Here is a 26,647-nt window from a genome sequence, read left to right as displayed (position 1 = left end):
TTATGTCTGATTTTTTTATAAATCGTCCTATCTTCGCCTGGGTAATCGCCATCATGATTATGGTGGCTGGCTGTATTGCCTTATTTCGGCTACCCATTTCGCAATATCCAACGGTGGCCCCCCCGGCTATAGCAGTAACCACTATTTATCCTGGAGCCGATGCACAGACCGTGCAGGATACGGTGACTCAGGTTATTGAGCAAAACATGACAGGGCTGGACAACCTGCTTTATATGTCCTCTCAGAGCGACTCATCAGGCAGCATGACGATCACACTGACTTTTGATCCTATAGCCGATCCGGATATCGCACAGGTACAGGTACAGAACAAACTTCAGCTAGCTATGCCTCTGTTGCCGATCGAGGTACAGCAACAAGGTATTGTGGTTCAAAAGTCAAGCAGCAGTTATCTTTTGGTGGTTGGAGTTTACTCTGAGAATGACCACTTAAACCAGTATGACCTGGGAGACTATCTGTCCTCTTATCTGAAAGATCCGATTGGCCGAATCAATGGTGTGGGTAATGTAGAGCTTTTTGGCGCTCAATATGCGATGCGCATCTGGATGGATGCCAATAAGCTCAATAATTATCAGTTAACGCCTATTGATGTGATATTGGCTATTCGCGCTCAAAATAATCAGATCGCAGCGGGACAGTTGGGCGGACTTCCAGCAACATCCAATCAACAGCTTAATGCATCGATTATTGCTCAAACGCGGCTTAAATCGCCGGAAGAATTTTCAAAAATTCTCTTGAAGGTGAATAAGGATGGTTCCCAGGTGCGCCTGAAAGATGTCGCAAAAGTTGAATTGGGCGGTGAAAACTATGACCTGATTGCCCAGTATAATGGCCGACCCGCCGCGGGACTGGGGATTAGGCTGACAACAGGGGCTAATGCGCTTGATACGGCGGCTGCCATTAAAACTGAATTGAAACGGATGGAGCCTTATTTCCCCCCGGGATTAAAAGTGGTGTACCCCTATGACACTACCCCCTTCGTCAAAATTTCGATTCACAAAGTAGTAGAAACACTTATTGAGGCATTTATCCTGGTGTTTCTGGTGATGTATCTTTTTTTACAGAACTTCAGAGCCACGCTGATTCCAACTATTGCCATCCCGGTAGTCATACTGGGTACCTTCGCTGTTCTTTCCCTTTTTGGCATGTCGATTAATACCCTGACTATGTTCGGTCTGATCCTGGCAATTGGTTTGCTGGTTGACGATGCCATTGTGGTGGTTGAAAACGTTGAGCGGGTGATGGCCGAAGAGAATTTGCCGCCAAAGGAGGCGACTCACCGTTCTATGAAGCAGATTCAGGGTGCCTTGGTAGGTATTGCCATGGTCTTATCAGCAGTTTTTATCCCTATGGCTTTCTTTGGCGGCTCAACAGGCGCTATTTATCGTCAGTTTTCCATTACCATTGTCTCTGCAATGGTACTGTCAATCCTAATCGCTTTGATCCTGACACCTGCCCTTTGCGCCAATCTTTTGAAACCCTATGCCGAGGAGCGGCATGACAAATGGCTTTTCAAATGGTTTAACCGTTTTCTACATGCTGCAACTCATGGGTATCATGATGCGGTCGCCAGTATATTAAAGAGAACAGGCCGCTATCTTTTAATTTATCTGATTATCATTATTTCTATGGTTTATCTGTTTCTGCGTCTGCCCAGCTCCTTCCTGCCGGAAGAAGACCAGGGAATGTTGCTGACGATGATACAGTTGCCTGCGGGAGCGACTCAGGAACGTACGCAAAAAGTAGCCGAGCAGATCTATGAGTATTTCGCAACCAAAGAGAAGCACAATGTGATTTCCGTGTTTTCAGTGGTCGGATTCGGTTTCAACGGTAAAGGACAAAATAACGGGATCACCTTCCTCACTTTGAAAGACTGGTCAGAACGAAGCGGAAAAGAAAACAGTGTACAGGAAATTATTAATCGGGCTGGCGGGGAATTTGCAAAAATAATTAACGATGGAATGGTATTTCCTTTTAATTTACCTGCCATTATTGAACTGGGTACTGCCACCGGATTTGATTTTGAATTAATCGATCGCGGCGGCCTCGGCCATGAAAAACTCACAGAAGCACGCAATAAACTGATGGAAATGGTGGGAGAGCATTCTAATGTGCTGGTCAGAGTAAGACCGAATGGTCTGGAGGATACACCGCAATATAAATTAATCGTTGATCAGGAGAAAGCAGAAGCGCTTGGAGTATCTATTACCGATATCAATCAGACTATTTCAGCTGCCTTAGGAAGCGTCTATGTCAATGATTTTATTGATAGAGGACGTGTTAAAAAAGTGTACGTTCAAGGAGCACCCCGTTTTCGGATGCTGCCACAGGATATCAATGAATGGTATGTGCGCAGCGGCAATGGGCAAATGGTACCTTTTTCCGCATTCACCAGTTCCAAATGGGAGAAGGGTTCGCCGCGTCTTGAGCGATACAATGGCTTACCTTCAATGGAAATCTTAGGTGAAGCGGCAGAAGGCCAGAGCACCGGTACTGCCATGGCTTTAATGGAGAAATTGACCTCTGAATTACCCACTGGCATTGGTTTTGACTGGACAGGCATGTCGTATCAGGAAAGGCTCTCTGGTAATCAGGCACCGGCTCTTTATGCGATATCTCTTTTAGTGGTATTCCTTTCTCTCGCCGCTCTATATGAAAGCTGGTCAGTTCCCTTTTCAGTCATGCTGGTGGTTCCGCTGGGGATTATCGGCGCATTAATTGCAGCGAAACTATTCAATATGTATAACGACATTTATTTCAAGGTCGGATTACTGACGACTATGGGACTTTCAGCGAAAAATGCCATTCTTATCGTTGAATTTGCCAAGGATCTAATAGAAAAAGAACATAAGCCGCTCATTGAGGCAACGCTCGAAGCCACAAGAATGCGTTTACGCCCTATTCTGATGACCTCTCTTGCCTTTATTTTTGGGGTATTACCGCTGGCATTAAGCACTGGCGCCGGTTCTGGTGCTCAGAACGCAGTGGGAATTGGCGTAGTCGGCGGTATGTTTACTGCTACATTCCTGGCGATATTCTTTGTTCCAATATTCTTTGTATTGGTCAGAAAGCATTTTGGAAAAAAACTGGTGGAAGAAAGTTCCAGTAAAAACTCAGAATAACTGGAAATATTAGAACAATTTCCCTCACCCTAGCCACTGATTTTATTAAAAGAACCCTATCTAAAATCCTCTCTCCCTCTGGGAGAGAGTTAGAGAGAGGGTTGAAATCCCGCCCTCACCCTAGCCCTCTCCCTGAGGGAGAGGGAATTTTCTTAAATAACCCTAGCTGCTTTTTATCTGCTTATAAATTGCCTCATTAATCGCAAAAACCTTCTTCAATTCCTTTTCACAGGACGGTTCATAATCTTCCAAAAGCCCCAGGTGTAAAACTTGATGGTATTTTTGATAGGCTTCTTTCAGGCAGTTAAATTGTTCCTTACTTAAGATACCGTCTTTTGCCAATTGTCGTAAAAGACTTAAGGTATGCGTATAACGACTGTAATTTTTTCTGGCATGTATCAAAATCAGACATTGGACCAGAAACTCCAAATCGACCAACCCGCCCGGCCGCTCTTTAATAGAATGTCCCAACTGAAATCTGAGCATTTTCTCTCGCATCGACAATACTTCGTCCAGCACATCCCGGGCATTGCTCTGCTCAGCATATATCGATGCTTTCAGTTTCGAGAAAGTGCTTCTTACGCGCGGTCCTCCCAATAGTACGCGCGAGCGAATGAGAGCCTGATGTTCCCAGGTCCAGGCTTCTGTTTGCTGGTAGGTTACGAAAGAAGACAAACTGCTTACCAATAAACCCGATGATCCTGATGGGCGTAAACGTGTATCCACCTGGTATAGAATACCGGATTGAAAACGAGTGGTTAGCATGTGTAAAATTTTTTGTGTAAGTCGGGTAATTAAAGAACTATGTTCAGCATCTGATGTGTAAATGAACACTAAATCCAAATCCGAATTATAATTCATTTCACGGCTTCCCAGTTTACCATAAGCCAGAACCGCAAACCCTTGAAATACGGTATCCATAACAGGATACTTTAAAGCCAGCTGCCTGGAAGCGATTTCAACAACCCGAACAACAATAGCCTCCGCTAAATCAGCAAGGAAACGTCCGGCGCGTATCGCATTTAATCGGCCATGAAGTTCGGCTCTTGCAGCCAAAAGCCAATGGCTTAGTTTGAATTGTCTTAAATACTCCTCCTCGTCCTCCTGGTCTTTGCAGTGAGCCATTTTCTTTTCAAGCTGCTGCTTCAATTGCAGGCGTGAAGGAGGGAGCCAATTGGGCATAGGCTCAAGTAAGGTTTCAAGCAGGAAAGGATGTGCTACCAGCAACTGCGAGATGAACGGACTGCGGGAAAACCAGTATAACAATTCGTTCAACGTCTGCGGATTCTCGGTCAGTAATGCAAGATAAGCGCTTCGCCCGACCACGCTCTCCAAAAGCTGCATGACCTGTAGTAAAACAGCTTCTGTATTTTTGACCTGTGTCAGCTCTTTCAGTAAAAGCGGCATAAATCGGTCCAGTATCATGCGCGCAGCCTGGCTAAGACGCAGACATCGTGGAGAATGTCTGAATGAATGTATCAGTTGATAGCAACGCTTTGCATGCTGGTAGTTGATGCTGGCGAGTAAGTTGGTCGCCATTTCCGACTCGATGTGCCCCTGCCATACACTGGCCAATTGATGTTCCAAAAGTCTCGAATTATCCTCAAGTTGACCGCTGCTTTTTTTATAAGCAAGCATCGAACTGAATAAGTTGCTGACTATTCGCTGATATTGTTTCAGCTTAAAATAAACTGACTGCCAGTCAGCATAATTCATCGCCTGACTAATTTGGAATTGTCGAAGTTCATCTTCGGGCAATACATGAGTTTGCTGATCATTTAGTGACTGTAAGGCATTCTCGAGTTTCCGATAAAATAAATAAGCTTCTTGTAAAACCTTGGCGCGTGTCAGCAATTTTTCTTGCTTTATAGTAGCTAAGGTTTCCAATAAGCTGGTTTTTTGCAATTGAGGTAATCGGCCGCCTCTGATTAATTGTATATTCTGAACGATAAACTCAATTTCCCGAATTCCCCCTGATCCGCGTTTAATATCATTCAGGCGGGGATTAAGCTGAACTTCTCTAATAATCATGGATTTCATACTGCGAAGGGATTCGATGACGCTGAAATCAACATAACGGCGATAGACAAAAGGTGTAATCAGTTGATAGAACCAGTGATTAGAAGAAACTGTCAGATCCAGCGGCCTTGCCTTGACCATTGCGTACCGCTCCCAATCTCTCCCCTGCTCCTGATAATAATTCTCTATAGTGGCCAGATTAATCACTAAAGCACCGCTGTCTCCATTTGGTCTTAGTCGCAGGTCGACACGAAACACGAAGCCTTCAGCAGTAATCTGCTGCAATAACTGTATAAAACGCTGGACTACTTTAATATAAAACTGTTGATTGCTGATGGATTCCTCACCATTGGTCCATCCATCCCTGGAATACGCAAGAATGAGATCGATATCAGAAGAATAATTTAACTCTCTCCCACCCAGCTTTCCCATTGCCAATACATACAGTTGGGCCGGGTTACCGCTGTCTTCCAGGGGAATACCATGCCTTTGGCTGACATCCTGCTCACAATAGGTCAATGCGCTGCGGATGGCTTCATCCGCAAAATCAGACCAGGAGCGCATTGTTTCTGCGGTGTCAGCCAGGCCCGATGCCTCCCTCAATAATAATCGTAAGAAACTGTAATGCCGATATTGTCGAATTTCTTTGGCAAAGGAAGGAAAGGGTGAATTCGGTATCGTTTGGAATCGCTCTCGGTACTCTTCGGCAAAGACCGGAGCCAGGCAATCATCTTCTCTTACCAGTCTTGAAAAAATCTCAATATGACGCAATGCATAATCACTGCTTAGCAAAACCTTTTGTATCCCCTTTCGCAAATGCGGGGCGGCTTGGCTAAAATGCTTTTCCAAAAGCTGGGATCGTGAGTCAATAAACACCTCTATATCAGTCATTTATAAAGTTCCTGAATAACATTTATCATAAGCAATGGTTTATTAACAATAAAAAGGTACTATATATTAATTAAATAACTATAAATTGGTAGGACCATGAAACTTATCCGCTACTTTTTATTAGGCCTGCTCTCATGTTCAACTGCTGGCTTTGCCAAGGGAGAGCCTCTGCTCATCGCGGTGGATAATTTTTCTCCTCCCTTTGTCATGCGGGCAGGAAATAATGTATTTCACGGATTTGATGTAGAAATGATGGAGCATCTTTGTAAAATTATGAACAGAACCTGCCAATATAAACCAGTCCACTTCCACTCACTCTTGGGCGAGGTTGAAAATAAGACGAGTGAAGTGGCGCTCGGTGCCATTACCATAACGCCTGACCGCGCGACACGCGTCAATTTTACCGCGCCTTATATGTTAAGTCAGTTTCGATTTATGGGAAAACAAGCCTTAAGCCAGCAACCCTTTAGCCTCGACCTTTTGTCTAATAAAAAAATTGGTGTTGAGGAAGGCACTTTGTTTCCGCAACTCATCCAAACCCTGGGTATCAAGAACCCTCAAATAGAGCTCTATGATACAGAGGACAATATTTTAGTTGCTCTACAGAATGGAGATATTGATCTGGCCTTGCTGGATAATGCAACTGCCATTTACTGGGCCAATCACTCTTCTGGCGTACTGGCTGTACTGGGGGAAAAAGAGACTTATGGTTTTGGGTATGGGATCGCAGTGAATAAAGATAATCTTGAATTACTGCAACAGTTAAATAACGCAATTAGCCAATATCACGCCAGTGATATTTTTAAGCAAGATTACGACAGATATTTCGGCGATTTTAAGCCTTAAGAACTTAAACAGGGGGAATAATGAATCATTTAACTCCTTTAAGCTCAGCAAAAATATTGCACCCGTTGATAGGCCCGGACAGGTATTTTCCGAATAATTCAATTTATCCTTTATTGATTTATAAGAGCGTATTTGATTTGGACGGGCGATCAGTCGAAGATGTTCAGCAATTTCTGAAAGGAAACCAGTGGATCAACTCCTGGCTGGATGTTGTTTATGATTATCAGCATTATCATAGCAATACTCATGAGACCCTGGTGATTTATACCGGGCATTGCCAAGTACAATTTGGCGGCGATAACGGGGTTATTTACGAAGTAAGCCGTGGCGATGTAGTTATTATTCCTGCAGGTGTCGCTCATAAAAATACAGGGAGTTCGGACGATTTTAAATGCATCGGCTCCTATCCTTTCGAGCGGGATTACGATGTTTGCTACGGGCTTGTAGAAGAACATCCAAGGGTCGATGAAAACATCGCAGGAACAGGCCTGCCAGCCTGCGATCCCGTCTTTGGAACAAAGGGCGGATTATTTGATTATTGGAAATCCTGAGGGATCAAATTATCTACCTTGCTTCAAGACTCTATATCCAACAGATTATTAATAATGGACTGGATCTTATTCAAGGATTGATTCTTTGCTTTCAACAATAAACAAGTTTCCGCTTGATTTGACAACACATTGATTTTATTTCGGATGGTTTCATACAAATGAAGCTCTATATGCCTGACAGCTTCCAGATTGCTATCAATATTCTCTAAAAGATGCTGATATTTCTTTTTTCTTGCAGAGAACAGGCGCTGCTCGAGCCGGTCCATTAATTCTTTCAAATCCCTTTCACTCGCGCTGCAAGTGATTCTCATATAGGTACAGTCTTTTTCCAGCCCATAATAAGACAATGGAGCTATCATTATTTTGTCTTCAAACAGCAAATAATAAGCAAGCTCTTCACCACTCTTAACCTTACCTGTTCTTTGCAGTGCACGAGCCGCTTGTTCTGGAAGGTCTAAACCGAATAAATCAGAAAAATCACCCAGGGCATAAAAAGTTGCCTCAACCTGATAATCAGGATCGGGCATCTCTGCTCCCATTTCTTTTAATCGCATTAAAACATAGTCCACTTTCTTTTTGTAAAACAAAACCAGAGCCTCTCGTTCCTTTTCATCAAAATGAGCCATGGTTTCAGCATAGGCCAATTGAGCAGAGCGAGGCGCGTGCAAGAAATAGTTAATATTTTTGTTCAACATTTCATTCATCACGAATTCATCAAATACCAGAATCACCGCCATTCTTTCCCCCGCCGCTGATAAGGCTTTTGTTGCTGAGCGCATGATCATAATGCGCTTTTTCAAGTCTGGAGCGATTTTTAAAAATGAAGGAATTTTAACAAAGCTCATTTCTGTATAAGCTTCATCAAAGATAATAAATAAGTCAGGATAACGACGAAGTACCTCTGCGATTTTGGCAAGCTCTTCCTCGGGAATCATTGTTCCCAGTGGGTTAGATGGATTACAAAATAATACGGCTTTGGGCCAGCCATGATCATCCTCTGCAAGGAAAAGCGCCTCTTGAATAGAGTCTTCCAAAGCCTGAGCGTTAATATGATAGCCTTTTTCTTTCATCACATGAATGGGATGCAAACGATGCAGTTCGTTGCTGGCATACGCTGAATAATGCGGAAAAGGCGTAATAATACGATAACCTGGAAACTCTTCGTAATGCGTATTCAATGTTTCAAACATAATACGCAAAGCGCCAATTCCCCCCACTGTAAACAGGACATTATCCGGGCTGATGTCGGCTTCATACCAGGCAGACATAGTCTGCGCCATTAATTCACGAGGCCCTTTGTCACCCCTCGGATCTCCATAATCAATCGCATGCTCGCCATCAGTGTTATCGATATCAAAGCGTTCATTTTCGGCCAGATTTTCAAGCTTTTGCCAATACCCCAGAAAAGAACGGATAGTCTGCACATTGATGGGATATGTCGGTTTGCCTACGCCTGCGAAAATAACTCTACTCTGTTGCTCTTCTTCCGCCAGTGTAGTTGCCCAAAGAGCCAACAGCATGACTCTGTCAATTTTATTCGCGTGTAATCCATTTGGAGTAAGCATGAGTGCATCCATTCATTATTTTGATTAAATCATAGACCACTTTTGTGGAATTGTTTCAATATCTTATCGATGGTCCATCCGAATGAAAGAAGAAAGAAGGCAGCAAAACAATCTGCATAATGGAGATAGAGAGAATCTGTTATGCATTATGAATTAATCGTTATTCGTGATGGGACTTCTGGTCCCCATCAAGGTTTGCGGACCAATTTCTGCCGGATTGCAGCGCTATTCACTTCAGTGGCTTTTACTTTCGCATCCGCTGCAGGCCCGGCGACTGCTCCCATATTGGCACGTGCGGTCAGCGCTGCATCCATAGCTTTACCCTTGAGATCATTAATCGCATCAATTCTATCCCTAATAGAAGACATTCCTCCGCCAGAGAGCTCCTCTAAATGGCTATCATTGAGATATTGTTTTTTCTTTGGCTGATGCTTGGGATGTTTGGTACGTTTTCTCATGGCACTTCTCATAAATCAACGAAGATTGTTAAATTATAGTAGAAGTTTACCAGGATTGTTCGATATTTAATCACTTATAGAGAGGCAATCCCGAAAGTTAAAAAGGGATTGCCTGAAGTCATTCACAAGGTATTAGTGAATTGTTTCGCCCTTTGTAAGGCAGTGGCTAATCACTTGCCGAGTGACGAAATCACCCTGATTTGCACCATAGACTGATTTGAAATATTCGGCCAGTGTTCGTACCCAGCCAGAAATACGAAAATTCATTCGTTTTTCTTCTTTATCGACCACCAGCTCAAACAATCCAAGCGCCTCGCTTTTATTTTTATTGGCATATTCTTCCATGATCACCTGTGCTGTGTACATGTCTTTATCTCTGGTCGGCCAGTCTTTATTCATAATCACCCCTTTACTTCGATAGTATGGCAACTCTTGGCGCAGCTTACTCTATGGTTAATTCCCATTTCAAGTTCAGCGGCTAGAAGTATAGAATGCCATACTTTTTGTACAAAATCAATACAAACTTATCTTGTTTTTTACTGTTCAGATGGCTGTAAGGGTATCCCCTGCTGCTCTTGCCATAAGGTCACGAATAATACCATCACAATCGGCCCTACAAACAAACCAAGCAATCCTAAAGTTTCAACTCCGCCCAATATGCCAAAAAGCACCGCTAAGAAAGGAAGCTCAATTGCACCGCCAATCAGTACTGGCTTGATAAAATGATCGGCAATAAACATCACCACAGTGCCCCAGACTACCACCACAATGGCTGCTGCCAGGCTGCCGCTTGAAATCAATATTAATGCGACAAAGGTAAAGACGATGGGTACAATAAATGGGATCATTGCAGCAAAAGCCGTGACAAAACCAACCAGAGTTGGCGCTGGTACTCCGACGATGACATAACACAAGCCCATTAAAATCCCCACTCCAAGTCCAACCAGAATAGTGCCGTTCACTGTACCACGAAGAGCTGACGGCAGGCGGTCTGCATAGCGAAACCAGCGTTTTCCAAGGCAAATCTCCCCTACCCGATTGATTTCCTGGAATAATTTATCTCCATCACGATAGAAGAAAAATAAGGTTAGAATGGTAAAGCCAAGTTGAAAACCACGGTGAGCCAGATTAACTCCTACTTGCTTAATGTAATAACTCGCCGGCGTCAATGAAATATGCAGGTTCGATAGAAAGTTTCTGAGATTACCAGGCTGGCCAATATTAGTTTGCCAGTAGTTAGTTAAATCTTTACCCAGAACGGGAATTTGCTGAATAATTCCTGGCGCATCTCCGCCTTGTTTATTTATTAATTGCAGGTAATTAATAAATACTTGCAGTTCTTTTACCAGTAAGGTGACCAGCCAGCTTAAAGGCAGCAGAAAAATCAAAGCCAGAATCGCTGTAAATAACAATGCAGCCCAATTTCGGTGCCTGCCAAAAAACTGCTTCCAGCGCTTGTAAAGCGGATAGGTCGCAATTGCAATAATCGCGGCCCAGATCATGGAAGGAATAAATCGATGAACAATGAAAAGTGCGAGCAGTACGATGCCGACAGTCAGGGCAATATTTATTAACTCTTTATGGCTCTCATTCATCAGGAGAAACTCCAGATTAACAATTGTAAAATTATCCAGGCAGGCACAGCTGCAAGCACATCGTCAAACATGATTCCAAACCCGCCTTTAATTTTTTCATCAGCAATAGTGATTGGCCAGGGCTTCCAAATATCGAAAAGCCGAAATAGCAAAAATCCGATAATCATCCACGCCAGTTTGGAAGGCACTAACGCCATTGTTAGTAGAAAACCGACGACTTCATCCCAGACAATACCGGAGTAATCATGTTCGCCAAGATCAGCGGATACCCGATTGCTGACATACACGCCGAGAATAAAAAATACCAGAGTTATTAACAAATAGAGAGGCAGAGAGAGCGTGGACATCAGTAAGTAAATGGGGAAAGCGGCAAGCGTTCCCCAAGTGCCGGGTGCAACAGGAGCCAATCCGGATCCAAAACCAAAGGCAATAAAATAAGCAGGATCCTGCCAGACTTTACTAGAGAGGTTCATTGAATTTAACCTTTAAAAATGAGCAAACCCTTTGGGTATTAAAGGAGAAACTCTGCCTGTTTCTTGTAAAGATCGCAAGCCTTTTTCTTCTTGAATTACGCCAATTGGGTAGCAGGTTATTCCATTGCGAGTTATTTCCTCAAAAAAAGTCTGCTGATAAACCTCGGGAATGGTAAAACATAATTCATAATCATCACCGCCAGAAAAAGCAAATTCTGTTGCATTCTGACGGTATTTACTGACTAAGGGGTGAACAGGAACTTTTGACCAGACGATGCAGGCACCCACGCCGCTTTGTTCACAGATGTGATTAAGATCAGCCGACAAGCCATCAGAAATATCAATACAGGCACTGGCCCACAGCTGTAAATAGTTAATTAAATCAATCCGCGGTACAGGATGGAGCAGTTTGTCCATCATAATCGCTTTATCTTCAGCAGGAATGGTATCGTCCTGTAAATAGGCGACCGCTAAAGCCGCGGCGCCAAGTTCTCCGCTAACCCAAACGGTATCGCCAGGCTTTGCGTTACAGCGCCTGACTGCTTTTCCTCTTGGAACAAGTCCGTGAATGGTTAAACTTAGGCTAAGAGGACCTCTCGTTGTATCTCCCCCTATTAAAGCGATGTTATAACGTGCCAATGCAGCCTGAAAACCTTGAGAAAACCGGCTAAGCCAGCTTTCAGAGGCAGTCGGCATGGTAAGCGCTAAACTCATCCAGCAAGGTGCGGCAGCCATTGCCGCCATATCACTGACATTCACCATGACCGCCTTCCAGGCGATATCATAAGGATCCCAGGCACTTAGAAAATGCACTTCAGCAACCAGTGTATCAGTGCTTACTAATAAATGCCGGTCTGAAGGAATCTCCAGGCAGGCTGCATCATCACCGATTCCAAAAACCACATCAGTGCGCTCGATTGCTCCTGATTTGAAAAAGGTATCGATAAGGGAGAACTCATTTAGGCTCAAGACTAACTTCCAGTGAACGAACTTTTCTTGAGAGATTATTGAGAACGCCATTCACATAACGATGGCCATCCTGCGAGCCAAACTCACGGGCCAGACTGACCGCTTCATCCAGAACAACTTTGTAGGGTATTTCCAGACAAAACACGAGCTCATAGGCACCTATTCTTAATACAGTATGCTCGATTGGATTTAATTCCTGAAGCGATCGGTCCTGGAGAAACAATTCAAAACCGCTTTCTAATTCCTGCAAATGTTTTGGAACGCCGTAAAGCAAATTGCAAAAATAGTCGGCATCGACTTTTTCCATATTATTAGCTACTCTGAATTGTGCTTCTATTTCGTGCAAGTCATGGCCAGACATTAACCATTGGTACAGCGCTTGTAATGCTAATCGCCGCGCTCGTCTTTTTCCTCGTATTGCTTCTTTTTCCACTATTACCTCAGGACGTTTTGTCGTTTTTCATTTGATCAATAGTTTGTCTGAAATCACTCACATCCTTAAATCGTTTATATACAGACGCAAACCTTACATAAGCTACATGATCCAATTTAAGTAATTGTTCCATGACCAGCTCACCTACCTGACGAGATTGTATTTCTCGCTCGCCACTACGTCGAATGTCCTGCGTAATGGCAACTATCGCTTCCTCCAGCAAATCCGTGCTAACCGGTCTCTTTTCAAGAGCCTTTTTCATTCCAAGACGTAAATTTTCCAGATTAAAAGGAACTCTTGCCCCGTCACGTTTGATGATATCCGGCATAATTAATTCCGCAGTTTCAAAGGTTGTAAACCGCTCATTGCATATGACGCACTGACGCCGCCTGCGTACCTGAGCTCCTTCGGCAACCAGGCGGGAATCGATGACTTTGGTTTCTTCTGCATGACAAAAGGGACAATACATGATTAACGATATACCGGAAATTCACGACACAATTGCAGTACTTGCGATCTTATGCGATCGATCACACTATCGTCGCCCATATGATCCAATACATCGCAAATCCATCCAGTCAGCAATTCTATCTCTTTTTCCTTAAATCCACGAGTAGTGACTGCCGGCGTACCAAGACGCAAACCGCTGGTTACAAAGGGTGAACGGGGATCATTAGGTACTGTATTTTTATTTACAGTAATATTAGCCCGTCCCAAAGCGGCATCCGCATCTTTACCCGTGTATTCTCTGCCGATTAGATTAACCAGCAGTAAATGGTTTTTAGTGCTGCCGGAAACAATGGGGTAGCCTCTTTCAATGAGGGTTTGAGCCATGATCCTGGCATTGGTCAGCACCTGTTGCTGATACGTTTTAAATTCCGGCTGCAGGGCTTCAGCAAAAGCAACCGCTTTTGCTGCGATAACATGCATTAAAGGCCCGCCCTGATTGCCCGGGAAAACAGCAGAATTTAATTTCTTCTCAATGGCTTCATTAGCACGCGCAAGAATCATCCCGCCACGTGGGCCCCGCAGGGTTTTATGCGTTGTTGTCGTTACCACATCTGCATAAGGCACCGGAGATGGGTATAACCCAGTTACAATCAAGCCAGCGACATGCGCCACATCGGCCATCAGATAAGCACCTACTGAATCAGCAATCGCACGAAATCTTGCCCAATCCAGTTCCTGAGAATAGGCTGAAAATCCTGCAATAATCATTTTAGGCTGATGCAGTCTGGCCTTTTCTTCTACTTCATCATAATTGATAAGGCCGCTATGCGGGTCTACGCCATATTCATGAGAATTATAAATTTTTCCGGAAAAATTGACCTTTGAACCATGTGTCAAATGTCCGCCATGTGGAAGTGCCATGCCAAGTACCGAATCACCTGGAGACAGTAAAGCCATCATAGCAGCTGCATTCGCCTGAGACCCTGAGTGTGGCTGAACATTGACATAATCCGCGGCGAATAATTGTTTTGCACGCTCAATGGCCAGGTTTTCAGCGATATCCACGTATTCACAACCACCGTAATATCGCTTACCAGGATATCCTTCGGCATATTTATTGGTTAAAACACTGCCTTGCGCAGCCAGCACACGCGGACTGGCATAATTTTCAGACGCAATGAGTTCAATATGCTCTTCCTGACGTTTATTTTCAGCCTCAATGGCTTGCCAGAGTTGATCATCAAATCCGGCTATCGTGTACTGGCTATCAAACATAACTTTCCTTACTTTCTTACGATTGAATAATTGTAGTTTAACGAGTGTTTAACAGCAAAACATTATCTTTTAAACGCTCCCTCACTTTGCCCACAGGCGCAACATAAGGGGTTCTACCTTAAAAATCCTCTCTCCCTCAGGGAGAGAGTTAGAGAGAGGGGTTTAAATCGCCCTCACCCTAGCCCTCTCCCAACTTGGGAGAGGGAATTTCTCTTAAGCTGACTCCAATACGACTTCGAGGGGACCGCCGTTTAGAGAAACGAGAACAAAAGTTTTGCCCGCTTACTTGACAATCAAATCATTTCGCACTCGTCTTACATCTGGAATACTCCTTACTATGAGCGCCGCTCTGTTTTTAATGATTGGGCTGTTGACAAAGCCACTCAACTGGACTTCATCCTTAAAAGTTTTAACCTGAATGGCAAGGCTCTCTGGCCCCAGTTCATCAACAAGCTTAGCCTTTGCTCTGGCAGTGATTGAAGTACTGTCCAGATATTGTCCGGTACTTTCACGGGTGGGAGTAGCGGAACAGGCAAGCAAAGCAAATGCAGCGAACGCAATCAACAGGCTTTTAGTAAATGACAACATTTCACAAAACTCCTTCATAAAAAAATCAGGAGGGCAAGAGTATCATATCCTGACCTTATAGTCATGATCTCTGTTTAGCCTCGCTTTCTGATTAAAATTTAAAATAATTTGAATAAAGTGGTTGATTATTTATCTATCGATAGATAGAATGCACTGTATGAATATTACGACAATGCAAGAAAAAATACTGAACACCGCTGAAACATTGATCCAGAAAATGGGTTATAACGCTTTTAGTTATAAAGATGTTGCGCAGATAGTAGGAATTAAAACCTCAAGTATACATTATTACTATCCCACAAAAGAGGATTTGGCTATTGCTGTAATTGACTGGCAACTGCACCGACTGTCGTTGTATTTAAACGAATTGGAATTAAACTCATCTTTGAGTTTACAACAAAAATTAATCAACCTCGTCGATAAACTGATGCTTTTAACAGTTCATGATGAAATGAAAATGTGTTTGGGAGGCATGTTGGCATCGGATGTGATTTCATTACCGGCAAAGCTTAGAATCAAAGTACGTTCATTTTTTAATATTTTAGAGAATTGGCTGACTAATGTGATCAGTGATGGAACCTCTGATAAAGAACAATGGGACGCTTTACAATCCAGGGAACTTTCAAGATATCTGTTGGTTCAATTGGAAGGCGGGTTGCTACTGTCCAGATTATACGAGGATATATCCTATGTTGAACCTGTGAAAACGTTTATAAATAGAGAATTTTAATTTTTTTATCGAACTTATCTATCTACCGATAGATAGCCTGCAAATAATAAATGGTTGAGCTTACGCGCTCATACTGCGGTTTAATAATTACTACTTATGGGAGTATGACAATGAAAGCAATTAATGAAAAAACGATTAAGGATACTACCTATATTCCTATGATCAGCAATCGGGGTGCCGAGGAAAGATTTGAGGAATTCTTGAAGCAAGGCGCTCAGATCGTTAACAAAACCGAGCCCAATACGGCACTTTGGTTTGCTTTAAAACAAAATAATCACTTTGCCATATTTGATGTTTTTTTTAATAAGCAAGGAAGAGAAGAGCACTTTGCTGGCCTTGTTGCCAATGCATTGAAGGAAAATTCCTCACTATTAGTATCCGGTGGATGGGAGCAAGGCGTATTAGCAAATATCAATAATTATGATCTTATCGCCTCCAGTCACTTTGATAAGGACAAGGTTTTAACAGCCCAGGAAGCATCTTATATTTATTTCAAGGCAAAATCGGGTAAAAGTCACGAATTGGAGAGCTTCCTGAAAGAAGGAGCCAAACTTATCAATGCGACAGAACCACGAACTTACTTTTGGCTTGCCTTAAAAACCGATAACAATACCTATGCCATTTTTGATGCCTTCCAGGATACGAATGCTCAAAAAGCCCATTTTTCGGGTAAGGTGGCTGCAGCGCTGCAAAACAATGCGAACGAGCTGATTGAGGGAGGATGGGAGCAAGGGGTTCTGGCTCATGTTTCTAATTTTCAGATTATAACCGTGGTTTAATCTAAAAGGTTCGGCTATGTTGTTCCCGGGAACAAGTCGCGGAACCATGGGAGAATAGGCCGTAGGTTGGGCCCTTGGCCCAACATTGAATTCTAAAGAGGTTCAAACCATTATATTGGGCAAAGGCCCAAACTACTATTCAAAATTATTAACCGTGCGCGTGCGTTTTATTATCTGAAGCGCTTTGATGCCCATGGTTATTCGCGGCATATTTTTTGTGATGACGTGTATCCGGTGCCGGCTCTCGAGCCACATGAGTCGGGCGGTGTCCATGATAACTACGTTCCAAAGGCTTTTTTCGTACCGGCGTAACAGTATGTCCATGTGTGTTAACTGCAGCTACATAATGCTGAGCAATAATCTGAACCTGTGCAGAAGGCAGAGGATGTGAATGGTTCTCAACAACAGCAGTAGAATTTCCAATTGCCGGCAGCAGCGCTAATATTCCAAAAAAACGTTTCATATTAACTCCAGACCATTAATTTGTTAGAGAAATGGCACGAGGATTCTCGTGCCATTGGATGTAAACTATTTAGATTCTAATTTGAATTTTGGTTGCTTGTTCAGATATGGAACAATACGGACTGTGCTGTTAACGCGGGTATATCCAGAGTAAATGTGATAACCACTGAAAGTCACGATGTCCAGATACATTGTTTTGTGGCAGTAGCCATAGTAGAACAAATCAATATAGTGCGGGCTTTCAAAAGTATAAACATCAAAAGGAGTCAGCGTAGTACCATCATCAAAAGTGCCATAAACAGTTACGTTATCGAAACTGCTGTTAATTACTTCAATTTCACAATAACCGGGAAGCATTGCTCCCTTTTGAGTGCTAGCTTGAGCTTGAACAGCGTCAGCTTTTGGATAAACATGGTGGTTTTCCGCATAGGAAGAACCTAACAAACCGAAACAGCTAACAAACAACAAGGCTTTTAATTTCATAACTAGTCCAAGTGATAAATGGAAATCGAATGTTAACAAAGTGTTGTATTTAGTCAACAGGTTTTTTTTGTGTCCACAGCTTTAGCTCTTTTTTGATTGAATTTAATAATAATTTTCTTCTCTGGAACTAGCGCTTAATTATGATATATTACTCAGCCATTCATACTCTTGAAACAGTCAGTTCTCATAGGAAGCAGCATGAAAAAACGCATGGCAATTATGATTTCCGCTTTAATAGTTGTTTTTGGTGGATTAATTGCTTTTAACTTATTCAAAAGCATTATGATGAAGCGTTTTTTTGCAAGCTATGAAGCGCCGGCAGTGACCGTATCAAGTGTAACAGCGATTCAAAAAAACTGGGAACCTCACCTGCCTGCGGTCGGTAATTTTGTGGCGATCAATGGGGTCGATGTGAATTCCCAAGCTGCAGGAAACGTAGTCAAAATTCATTTTGAATCAGGCCAATACGTTGAAAAAGATCAGCTATTAATTGATATTGATGACAGTGTGGATCAGGCTACATTAAAGTTTAATCAGGCACAGCTTGCGCTCAGGGATATCAGTTATAAAAGACAGGCTGACCTTTTCAAGCGTGGAGCGACCCCAATATCCAACGTGGATGAAGCGAAGGCCAGCCTTGAACAGGCACAGGCAAATGTTGAAAAAACCCAGGCAGAAATCTATCAGAAACACATACGCTCACCCTTCTCAGGTCAGTTAGGAATTCGACAAGTTAATCTGGGACAGTATATAAGTCCCGGACAGACAGCAATCGTTAGCCTGCAATCCCTGGATCCTTTATATCTTGAATTTTATTTACCTGAGCAGCTCCTAAAAAAACTGCATCTCAATCAACAAATTCAGTTCACTATTGAATCCTATCCCAACATGGTTTTTGAAGGAAAAATCACCGCATTAAATTCCAAAGTTGATACGAATACTCACAATATTCTTGTGCAGGCGACGCTGCCTAACTGCCCTTTGGAAGCACTGAAAGCGCCCGAGCAATCTACGCTGGTTAAAGCAGCCAAGCAGGAAGGCAGCCCAAAAATAAGAGTGTCCTGTAACAGTGAGCTTAATGCGAATAATCATGTAAGCCAATTCGCGTTCATTCCCGGAATGTTCAGCGCCATTTCGGTCGAACAACCGGCTATCCCCAATGTGGTTGTTCTGCCATCCACAGCCATCTCCTACAGTTTATATGGCAACTCGGTTTTTATCATTGAGAAAGATAAAGAAGGTAAGAAAGATCAGGACGGCAATGATTTGTTATATGTCAAACGGGTTTTTGTCAGTACTGGTGAACAGGAAGGCAATTTAACCGTAATTACTAAAGGCGTTGAGGCAGGACAGCAGGTTGTCAGCTCGGGTGAACTGAAGCTACAGAATGGAACACGAGTAATAATCAACAATAGTATCCCCATGAACACCGTGAATAACCCCGACAGCTTAGGGCAGTAGAGGATATGCCGGACTGTTGTCCGGCATTGTACATTACAGGATTTTTTTATGAATTTTACTGATCTGTTTATCAAGCGGCCCGTGCTGGCTACTGTAGTGAGTTTATTGATTTTTCTATTCGGGCTGAACTCGATTAGCACCATGCAAATTCGCCAATATCCTCGGATGGATAATACTATCATTACAGTTACTACAGCCTATCCCGGGGCTGATGCTAATCTGATTGCCGGATTTATAACCACTCCACTTGAGGCAGCTGTAGCCAGTGCGGAAGGGATTGATTATATGACATCGACCAGTACCCAGGGTTTGAGCACAATCACCCTCAATATTAAACTTAATTTTAATCCGCAGGTCGCTTTTACCGATGTGATGAGCAAGGTCCAGCAAACCTTAAATCAGCTGCCTCCGGAATCGCAGCAGCCAGTAATCATAAAAAGTTCCGATACTTCTACTCCCCTGATGTACATCAGTCTCGACAGCGATTCGATGACGCCTCAGCAAATTACGGATTACGCGGTTCGTGTGGTTCAACCGCAATTACAGACAGTAGACGGAGTGGCACAGGCTCAGATTCTCGGGGGAGCTACTTATTCAATGCGTATCTTTCTCGATCCGATAAAAATGGCAGCTTTGAATGTTTCCCCGTCCGAGGTTTCCAGTGTACTCGCCAAGAACAACTTTCTTACAGCGGCTGGCAGCACTAAAGGCGAATACGTCGCAGTCAATATGACTGCGAAAACGGATTTGAATGATGCCCAGGAATTCGGTCGATTGATTATTCGCAGCGATAAAAACTCGATCATTCGATTGAAGGACGTGAGTGATGTGATTCTGGGCTCCCAGGATTACAATACCACAGTCACTTTTAACGGTAAAAAAGCAGTTTTTCTGGCAATTACACCGACGCCCACCGCAAATCCTTTAACGGTCATAAAAGATGCCCGCAAGCTGTTTCCAGGAATCGTGCGTGACTTCCCTCCCTCTTTGACCGGAACAATCGTTTATGACGCGACCGATTTTATCCGTGCATCAATCAAAGAAGTAATATTAACAATTGCGGAAGCGGCTCTCATTGTGGTGGTGGTAATTTTCCTGTTCCTTGGTTCCCTGCGATCGGTGATCATTCCGGTAATCACTATCCCTCTGTCACTAGTCGGTGTTTGTACGCTGATGCTGTTCCTGGGGTATTCAGTTAACCTGTTGACCTTGCTTGCCTTTGTTCTCGCTATTGGTCTGGTTGTAGATGATGCCATTGTGGTTGTGGAAAATGTTCACCGCCATATTGAAGAAGGCTTAACCCCCTTCCAGGCGGCATTAACAGGCGCTCGTGAAATTGCCGTACCCGTCATTGCGATGACGATTACGCTGGCTGCCGTTTATGCACCGATTGGTTTTATGGGAGGGTTAACAGGCGCCCTTTTCAAAGAATTTGCCTTTACACTGGCCTGTGCGGTAATCATTTCAGGAATCATTGCGCTGACACTAACACCCATGATGTGTTCCAGGTTACTCACTGCTGAGATGAGCAGCGGCCGTTTTGTACAATTTCTTGATAAGCGTTTTCATAATTTAAAAATACGTTATCAGCGCATGCTGCACAGCTTGCTGGACACAAGAGCCATTATGCTGGTGTTTGCAGCAGTCGTTCTGATGATGCTGCCCTATTTATATAACAGCATCCCCACCGAAACCGCTCCTGAAGAAGATCAGGGCTTTTTTATTGTTGTTCCAACCGCCCCACAATATGCCACAATTAATTACATCGAAACGTTTACCAAAGCATTCGATGAAATTTATAAAACCTTTCCTGAAACAGCTCATTTTTTCAATTTGAACTCGGTGTCAACACAATCAATTTCCGGGATGGTTTTAAAGCCTTGGGATGAGCGCAAACGAACTGAGTTTGAAATGAAAGAGCCCTTGCAGGCCAAGCTTGATAAGGTAGCAGGTTTAAAAGCGTTTGCAGTCATTCCTCCACCCTTGCCAGGCGGAGGCTCAGGAACACCCGTTCAGTTTGTGATTAAAACGACTAATGACTTTCAAACCTTGTTTGAAGTGTCCAATCAGCTCATTGCCAAGGCGCAAGCCAGCGGCTTATTTATCTATCTCGATAACAGCCTTAAATTTAACCAGCCTGAAATCGAGTTTGAAATTAACCGTTCAAAAGCCTCTGATCTGGGTCTGGATATGCAGGCGGTTGGAAGCAGCCTGACCAGCGCGCTTTCCGGCAATTATGTGAATTACTTCAATCTGCAGGGTCGAAGTTATGAAGTCATACCCCAGCTTGATCGCCGTTATCGCCTGACTACAGAGCAACTGGGATGGATCTATGTAAAAACTGCTAGCGGAACAATGGTTCCCTTATCCACAGTGGTCACACCAAAGGCCAAAACCCAGCCTAATGCGGTTTCACATTTCCAGCAATTAAATTCAGCCACTATCCAGGCGGTAATGATGCCTGGTACTACTTTGGGAGAAGCCTTGCACTTTTTGGAGGCAGAAGCAAAAAGTACTTTACCCAAAGGATATACCTACGACTTTGGCGGACAGTCAAGGCAATTTATACAGGAAGGAAATGCCTTAATCTTTGCCTTTTTCATGGCGATTATTGTGATTTTTCTGGTGCTGTCTGCCCAGTATGAAAGCTTTCGCGATCCATTGATTGTTCTTATCAGTGTACCGATGTCCATTTGCGGAGCATTGATTCCACTGAGCTTTGGAGCGGCCAGTATTAATATTTATACCCAGGTTGGGCTAATTACCCTGATTGGCTTAATTAGTAAACACGGCATTTTAATCGTTGATTTTGCCAACCAGCTGCAAAAGGAAAGAGGACTTGATCGTAGGCAGGCCGTAGAGGAAGCCGCAGGCATTCGATTAAGACCAATTCTAATGACCACGGCCGCTATGGTTTTCGGCGTTATTCCCTTATTAATGGCTACTGGAGCCGGGGCAGTAAGCCGCTTCGACATTGGTCTTGTAATTGCCGCAGGACTGCTGGTAGGAACTGGCTTCACCTTGTTTGTTGTGCCCACAATGTATTCCTACATTGCAGAAGATCACCGCGAACAAAAAAATCCTGATGTGCTTAGTCCATAAGACTAGCCTGGAAGCTGGGCTGTAAAGCCCGGCAATCCGGCTTAGCTCAACTCCATCAACACCAGTAATCACCTATAATATAAAGATTTTACGCTGCGAGATTAAAAAATCTTGTGCTAAAATTGCAGCTTTCATCATTACAGGCTAGACAATGGATAAGACGTATTCACCTAAAGCAATTGAACAAGCGTGTTATGACAATTGGGAATATCATAACTTTTTCAAACCGCATGGTGAAGGAAAACCATACTGCATTATGCTGCCCCCTCCAAATGTAACTGGCAGCCTGCATATGGGGCATGGTTTTCAACACACACTAATGGATGCATTAACCCGCTACCATCGGATGCTGGGTGAGCGTGCCCTCTGGCAACCCGGAACCGATCATGCCGGAATATCGACTCAGTTAGTCGTAGAACGTCAGTTAGAAAAGAAAGGCTTAGTGCGAAAAGACATGACCCGCGATGAGTTTTTAGAACATGTATGGGCATGGAAAGAAGAATCCGGTAACAATATCACCCGGCAAATGCGGCGAATTGGCTCTTCTGTTGACTGGTCCCGTGAACGATTCACAATGGATGACGGATTATCTGCTGCTGTACAAAAAGTGTTTGTACAGCTCTATGACGAAGGTCTTATTTATCGGGGAACACGCCTGGTTAACTGGGATCCCAAGCTGGGAACCGCAGTATCTGATCTCGAAGTGCTTTCTGAAGAAGAAGACGGCCAGATGTGGCACATTCGCTATCCGCTGGCGAACTCTGAAGATAGCTTGGTAATTGCCACCACGCGTCCTGAAACCATGCTCGGTGATGTGGCGGTTGCCGTTCATCCTGAAGATGAACGCTACAAGCATTTTATTGGAAAAATGATAAGCCTCCCCCTATGCGATCGTGAAATTCCAGTCATTGCCGATGACTATGTGGATATCGAATTCGGCAGCGGTTGTGTAAAAATTACCCCAGCTCATGACTTTAACGATCATGAAATTGGTAAACGCCATAAGCTTGAATCAATTAATATTCTCACTAAAAAAGCGACCATTAATAAAAATGCTCCGGTCAGATACCAGGGTATGGATCGCTTTATTGCCCGTGAGCAGATTTTGAAAGATCTGACCGATGCCGGCTTGCTGGTTAAAGCCGAGCCACATCGTTTGAAAGTGCCTCGCGGCGAAAAGTCAGGTGTCATTATCGAGCCTTTGTTGACTGATCAATGGTATGTGAAAACAAAACCTCTGGCGGAACCTGCTATTGAAGCGGTTAAGCGCGGCGATATTCAATTCGTTCCCGAAAACTGGAATAAAACCTATTTCCAGTGGATGGAAAACATTGAGGACTGGTGTATCAGCCGTCAATTATGGTGGGGGCACCGGATTCCAGCCTGGTATGATAATCAGGGTCATGTGTATGTTGGCTACAGTGAAAACGATGTTCGTTTTAAGTATAAACTGGATGAATCCATACCTTTAAAACAGGACGAAGATGTTCTGGATACCTGGTTTTCCTCTGCCCTGTGGCCTTTTTCGACTTTAGGTTGGCCTGAGAAAACACCTGAATTGGAAGCGTTTTACCCCACGTCTGTCCTGCTGACAGGTTTTGATATTATTTTCTTCTGGGTAGCCCGTATGATCATGATGGGGCTTAAGTTTACTGGAAAAGTGCCTTTCAAACATGTCGTTATTACTGGTCTGATTCGTGACAGTGAAGGCCAGAAGATGTCGAAATCGAAGGGAAATGTGCTTGATCCAATCGATATCATCGATGGAATCGATATTGAATCTCTGGTTGATAAACGTACGGATAGTCTCATGCTGGGTTCAGCCCGAGATAAAATTATTAAAGCAACCCGCAAGGAATTTCCTGAAGGTATACCCGCATATGGCACTGATGCCCTTCGCTTTACCTTCTGTTCGCTGGCATCGACCGGCCGTAATGTACGCTTTGATTTGGGACGTGTGGAAGGCTATCGGAATTTCTGTAATAAACTGTGGAATGCAGCTCGCTATGTTCTTTTAAACACTGAAGAAGAACGTGCTGATTTGGGAGATGGTGCATTCCAGTACAGCCCAGCGGATCAATGGATCATATCGAGGCTTCAGCAAACTATTGCTCTCTGCCATCAATATTTCAACAATTTCCGCTTTGACTTGCTGGCGAATACTCTGTACGACTTTATCTGGCACGAATATTGTGACTGGTATCTGGAGCTCTCCAAACCTATTCTTTATGCTGAGCAGGCATTAGGTGCGATGAAGCGCGGCACTCGCAGAACCTTACTGAATGTCCTTGATCAGATCCTTAAGCTTTTACATCCTATTATGCCTTTTATCACCGAGGAAATCTGGCAAAGAACCAATAACCTGACCAGCTTAAATGGTGAAAGCATCATGCTTTGTCCTTATCCTAAGGTTATTGAAGAATTTATTAATGAAGAGCTGGAAAAAGAAATAGTTTGGCTAAAAGAAGTGATTCAATCCCTGCGAACGATTCGCAGTGAAATGGCCATTTCACCAGCTAAACTGATCCCGCTACAGGTTAAAAACGCTTCCTCAGAAGTCAGGGAACTACTGAAAAAATATCATGCCATTTTAATTGCGCTTTGCAAGCTCACGCATGTCCATTTTATCGAAGCCAATGAACCTGTTCCTCCATCTGCCTCTGCCATTGTTGGCGAAACTGAGTTTCTAATTCCTATGGCAGGATTGATTGACAAACAGGCGGAACTGCTGCGTCTCGATAGGGAATTATCGAAACTGAATAAAGATATTTCACTGGCCGAAGGCAAGTTGAATAATCCTAAGTTTACCGATAAAGCACCGGCAGATATTATTGCCAAGGAAAAGGAAAAATTGTCCCAGGCACTTCTGACGAAGGAAAAGTTACTGGCGCATAGGAAGACAGTGGAGAATTTGGAGTAGCCTGTAATTGTAGGTCGGGCGCTTCGCCCATAGCCGTCAGGCTAAGAATATCAGATCCCCTCTCCACCGCGCGCAGCGTGGGGGAGAGGGTTAGGGTGAGGGGGCTATAAATAAGGTCGCGTAGCGATTCATTAATCATTTTCTGTAGCTATGGTTTATTATCACAACAAAATGGAATCACTATCGTGATAATTTTTTAACCCCCTCTCCCTACCCTCTCCCCCACGCTATGCGCGGTGGAGAGGGGATAACATTAATCCTTAGCCTGACGGCTATGGGCGAAGCGCCTACCATTTCAGGCATAGAGGAGAATGAATGTCTCGTATAATTTTTGGTGTTGTTTTGGCGGCTATTCTTCTGACAGCCGCTTATCAATGGACTTCAAAGCACATGGCGAAAAGTACTGCTCAGGAAAGCTATTTATATCCTGCGATTAAACCCTTTCATGAAGATTATCTTGCTACTGGCGGCCTGCATAAACTATGGTATGCCGAGTATGGCAATCCCAATGGGAAACCCGTTATTGTATTGCATGGCGGGCCTGGTGCCGGATGTGGCGAAAATGACATGCGTTATTTCGATCCTACTTACTGGCGTATTATTTTGCTGGATCAGCGAGGCGCCAAACGCTCTAAACCTTTTGGCGAGATGCGTGAAAATACCACCCAGGACCTAATCGCAGACATTGAGCATTTACGAACTCAGTTAAACATCAAGCAATGGATGGTATTTGGCGGCTCCTGGGGCAGTGCACTGGCGCTGGCTTATGGCGAAGCGCATCCTGATAAAGTAACAGGTTTTGTGTTGCGTGGGATTTTTCTCGCGCGTCAGCAGGAAAGCATTCAACTATTATATGGCATGCGCGATACCTTTCCTGAAGCCTGGCAGGAGTTTAATGATTTCATCCCCAAGGACAAACAGCATGATCTGGGAAATGCCTATTACCAGCTGGTTATGGACTCTGATGCCAGTGTCGCTTTACCAGCGGCGAAAGCACTGATGAAATATGATTTGATTTGCTCGTTTATCAAGCTGGGTAAAAAACAATTGGATGCCTTTCTAAGCGATGATCAGCTCGTGCTTGGGATTGCGAAAACCTTCATTTATTATAATCAGCATCATTTTTTCCTGGAAGAGAATCAGCTCCTGGATAACATCGACAAAATCAATCATTTACCCCTGATTATCGTTCATGGACGTTATGATACGGTCACCCGGGCACGCACCGCATTTGAATTGCATCAGGCCTGGCCGAACTCTCAATTGATTTTTGCTGACAGTTCCGGCCACTCGGCCATGGAGGTCAATGTGACTAAGGAATTGATTAAAGCAACTGAGGCGATGAAAAAGCGAGCCTCATGACCAATAACCAAGCTATCGTCTTTACGAACAAAGTGAAGCAATCTAGATTGAGACATGAACAAAGTAAGGAACTGGATTGCTTCGCTAATGCTCGC

At 43.7% G+C, this 26,647-nt stretch carries 22 protein-coding genes; 9 read left to right on the top strand and 13 right to left on the bottom strand.

Going from position 1 to position 26,647, the window contains the following annotated elements; translation table 11 throughout:
• The first annotated feature begins 2 nt into the window (after positions 1-2).
• Positions 3-3,140 (top strand): efflux RND transporter permease subunit, encoded by a 3,138-nt coding sequence (locus DYH61_RS04565; RefSeq protein WP_058506160.1) that lies wholly within the window; start codon positions 3-5, stop codon positions 3,138-3,140.
• Between the two features lie 162 nt (positions 3,141-3,302).
• On the opposite strand, the gene glnE is transcribed toward DYH61_RS04565, so the two are convergent.
• On the bottom strand, positions 3,303-6,050 hold the full coding sequence (gene glnE / locus DYH61_RS04560; RefSeq protein WP_058506159.1) for a bifunctional [glutamate--ammonia ligase]-adenylyl-L-tyrosine phosphorylase/[glutamate--ammonia-ligase] adenylyltransferase: 2,748 nt from the start codon (positions 6,048-6,050) through the stop codon (positions 3,303-3,305).
• Positions 6,051-6,146: 96 nt separating this feature from the next.
• Here glnE and DYH61_RS04555 point away from each other — a divergent pair, with 96 nt between their 5' ends.
• Together DYH61_RS04555 and DYH61_RS04550 are read left to right on the top strand one after the other, a co-directional pair.
• Entirely contained in the window at positions 6,147-6,896 is a 750-nt protein-coding gene (locus DYH61_RS04555; RefSeq protein ID WP_058506158.1) for a transporter substrate-binding domain-containing protein, read from the top strand.
• 20 nt (positions 6,897-6,916) lie between these two features.
• Positions 6,917-7,447, top strand: coding sequence for a cupin domain-containing protein (locus tag DYH61_RS04550; RefSeq protein WP_058506157.1), 531 nt, complete (start codon positions 6,917-6,919; stop codon positions 7,445-7,447).
• A 23-nt stretch (positions 7,448-7,470) separates the two neighbouring features.
• On the opposite strand, the gene DYH61_RS04545 is transcribed toward DYH61_RS04550, so the two are convergent.
• The 10 genes from DYH61_RS04545 to DYH61_RS04500 all read right to left on the bottom strand — a co-directional run bounded on the left by DYH61_RS04545 (position 7,471) and on the right by DYH61_RS04500 (position 15,253).
• Positions 7,471-9,012, bottom strand: a complete 1,542-nt coding sequence (locus tag DYH61_RS04545) for a pyridoxal phosphate-dependent aminotransferase (protein WP_058506156.1) — start codon at positions 9,010-9,012, stop codon at positions 7,471-7,473.
• Positions 9,013-9,200: 188 nt separating this feature from the next.
• The gene (locus DYH61_RS04540; protein WP_058506155.1) at positions 9,201-9,470 is read right to left on the bottom strand and encodes a hypothetical protein; all 270 of its coding nucleotides are present in this window, start codon (positions 9,468-9,470) and stop codon (positions 9,201-9,203) included.
• A gap of 132 nt (positions 9,471-9,602) precedes the next feature.
• Complete coding sequence (locus DYH61_RS04535) at positions 9,603-9,869, bottom strand: hypothetical protein (RefSeq protein WP_058506154.1); 267 nt, start codon at positions 9,867-9,869, stop codon at positions 9,603-9,605.
• Between the two features lie 137 nt (positions 9,870-10,006).
• Complete coding sequence (locus DYH61_RS04530; RefSeq protein WP_058506153.1) at positions 10,007-11,065, bottom strand: AI-2E family transporter; 1,059 nt, start codon at positions 11,063-11,065, stop codon at positions 10,007-10,009.
• Entirely contained in the window at positions 11,065-11,538 is a 474-nt protein-coding gene (locus DYH61_RS04525) for a phosphatidylglycerophosphatase A family protein (protein WP_058506152.1), read from the bottom strand. The genes DYH61_RS04530 and DYH61_RS04525 overlap by 1 nt, the downstream gene beginning before the upstream one ends.
• Positions 11,539-11,550: 12 nt before the next feature.
• Positions 11,551-12,558, bottom strand: coding sequence for a thiamine-phosphate kinase (thiL, locus tag DYH61_RS04520; protein WP_058506151.1), 1,008 nt, complete (start codon positions 12,556-12,558; stop codon positions 11,551-11,553).
• Positions 12,494-12,940, bottom strand: a complete 447-nt coding sequence (nusB, locus tag DYH61_RS04515) for a transcription antitermination factor NusB (RefSeq protein WP_058506150.1) — start codon at positions 12,938-12,940, stop codon at positions 12,494-12,496. The genes thiL and nusB overlap by 65 nt, the downstream gene beginning before the upstream one ends.
• A 7-nt stretch (positions 12,941-12,947) precedes the next feature.
• Positions 12,948-13,409 (bottom strand): transcriptional regulator NrdR, encoded by a 462-nt coding sequence (gene nrdR, locus DYH61_RS04510; RefSeq protein WP_058506149.1) that lies wholly within the window; start codon positions 13,407-13,409, stop codon positions 12,948-12,950.
• A gap of 2 nt (positions 13,410-13,411) precedes the next feature.
• On the bottom strand, positions 13,412-14,665 hold the full coding sequence (glyA, locus tag DYH61_RS04505; protein WP_058506148.1) for a serine hydroxymethyltransferase: 1,254 nt from the start codon (positions 14,663-14,665) through the stop codon (positions 13,412-13,414).
• 282 nt (positions 14,666-14,947) lie between these two features.
• Complete coding sequence (locus DYH61_RS04500; protein WP_058506147.1) at positions 14,948-15,253, bottom strand: BON domain-containing protein; 306 nt, start codon at positions 15,251-15,253, stop codon at positions 14,948-14,950.
• A 157-nt stretch (positions 15,254-15,410) separates the two neighbouring features.
• Between DYH61_RS04500 and DYH61_RS04495 the strand changes: the two genes are divergently transcribed.
• The gene (locus tag DYH61_RS04495; protein WP_058506146.1) at positions 15,411-15,983 is read left to right on the top strand and encodes a TetR/AcrR family transcriptional regulator; all 573 of its coding nucleotides are present in this window, start codon (positions 15,411-15,413) and stop codon (positions 15,981-15,983) included.
• A 110-nt stretch (positions 15,984-16,093) separates the two neighbouring features.
• A complete protein-coding gene (locus tag DYH61_RS04490) occupies positions 16,094-16,762 on the top strand; it encodes a putative quinol monooxygenase (RefSeq protein WP_234999844.1) in 669 nt (222 codons plus the stop codon).
• A 148-nt stretch (positions 16,763-16,910) separates the two neighbouring features.
• Here the strand turns inward: DYH61_RS04490 and DYH61_RS04485 are convergent, their stop codons facing one another.
• The gene (locus DYH61_RS04485; protein WP_058506145.1) at positions 16,911-17,225 is read right to left on the bottom strand and encodes a hypothetical protein; all 315 of its coding nucleotides are present in this window, start codon (positions 17,223-17,225) and stop codon (positions 16,911-16,913) included.
• 65 nt (positions 17,226-17,290) lie between these two features.
• Entirely contained in the window at positions 17,291-17,707 is a 417-nt protein-coding gene (locus DYH61_RS04480) for a hypothetical protein (protein WP_058506144.1), read from the bottom strand.
• 198 nt (positions 17,708-17,905) lie between these two features.
• Between DYH61_RS04480 and DYH61_RS04475 the strand changes: the two genes are divergently transcribed.
• The 4 genes from DYH61_RS04475 (at position 17,906) to pip (ending at position 26,552) form a co-directional block, all read left to right on the top strand.
• The gene (locus DYH61_RS04475; protein WP_058506143.1) at positions 17,906-19,168 is read left to right on the top strand and encodes an efflux RND transporter periplasmic adaptor subunit; all 1,263 of its coding nucleotides are present in this window, start codon (positions 17,906-17,908) and stop codon (positions 19,166-19,168) included.
• A gap of 48 nt (positions 19,169-19,216) precedes the next feature.
• Entirely contained in the window at positions 19,217-22,270 is a 3,054-nt protein-coding gene (locus DYH61_RS04470) for an efflux RND transporter permease subunit (protein ID WP_058506142.1), read from the top strand.
• Between the two features lie 151 nt (positions 22,271-22,421).
• Complete coding sequence (locus DYH61_RS04465) at positions 22,422-25,190, top strand: valine--tRNA ligase (RefSeq protein WP_058506141.1); 2,769 nt, start codon at positions 22,422-22,424, stop codon at positions 25,188-25,190.
• A 315-nt stretch (positions 25,191-25,505) separates the two neighbouring features.
• Positions 25,506-26,552 (top strand): prolyl aminopeptidase, encoded by a 1,047-nt coding sequence (pip, locus tag DYH61_RS04460; RefSeq protein ID WP_058508848.1) that lies wholly within the window; start codon positions 25,506-25,508, stop codon positions 26,550-26,552.
• Positions 26,553-26,647: the final 95 nt, after the last annotated feature.

Origin of the sequence: Legionella quinlivanii (genome assembly GCF_900461555.1) — a bacterium.
In the GTDB taxonomy this organism is placed as follows: Bacteria; Pseudomonadota; Gammaproteobacteria; order Legionellales; family Legionellaceae; genus Legionella_C; species Legionella_C quinlivanii.
The sequence above is the reverse complement of the archived record's forward strand: the minus strand, read 5'-3'. Positions and strand labels throughout refer to the sequence as shown.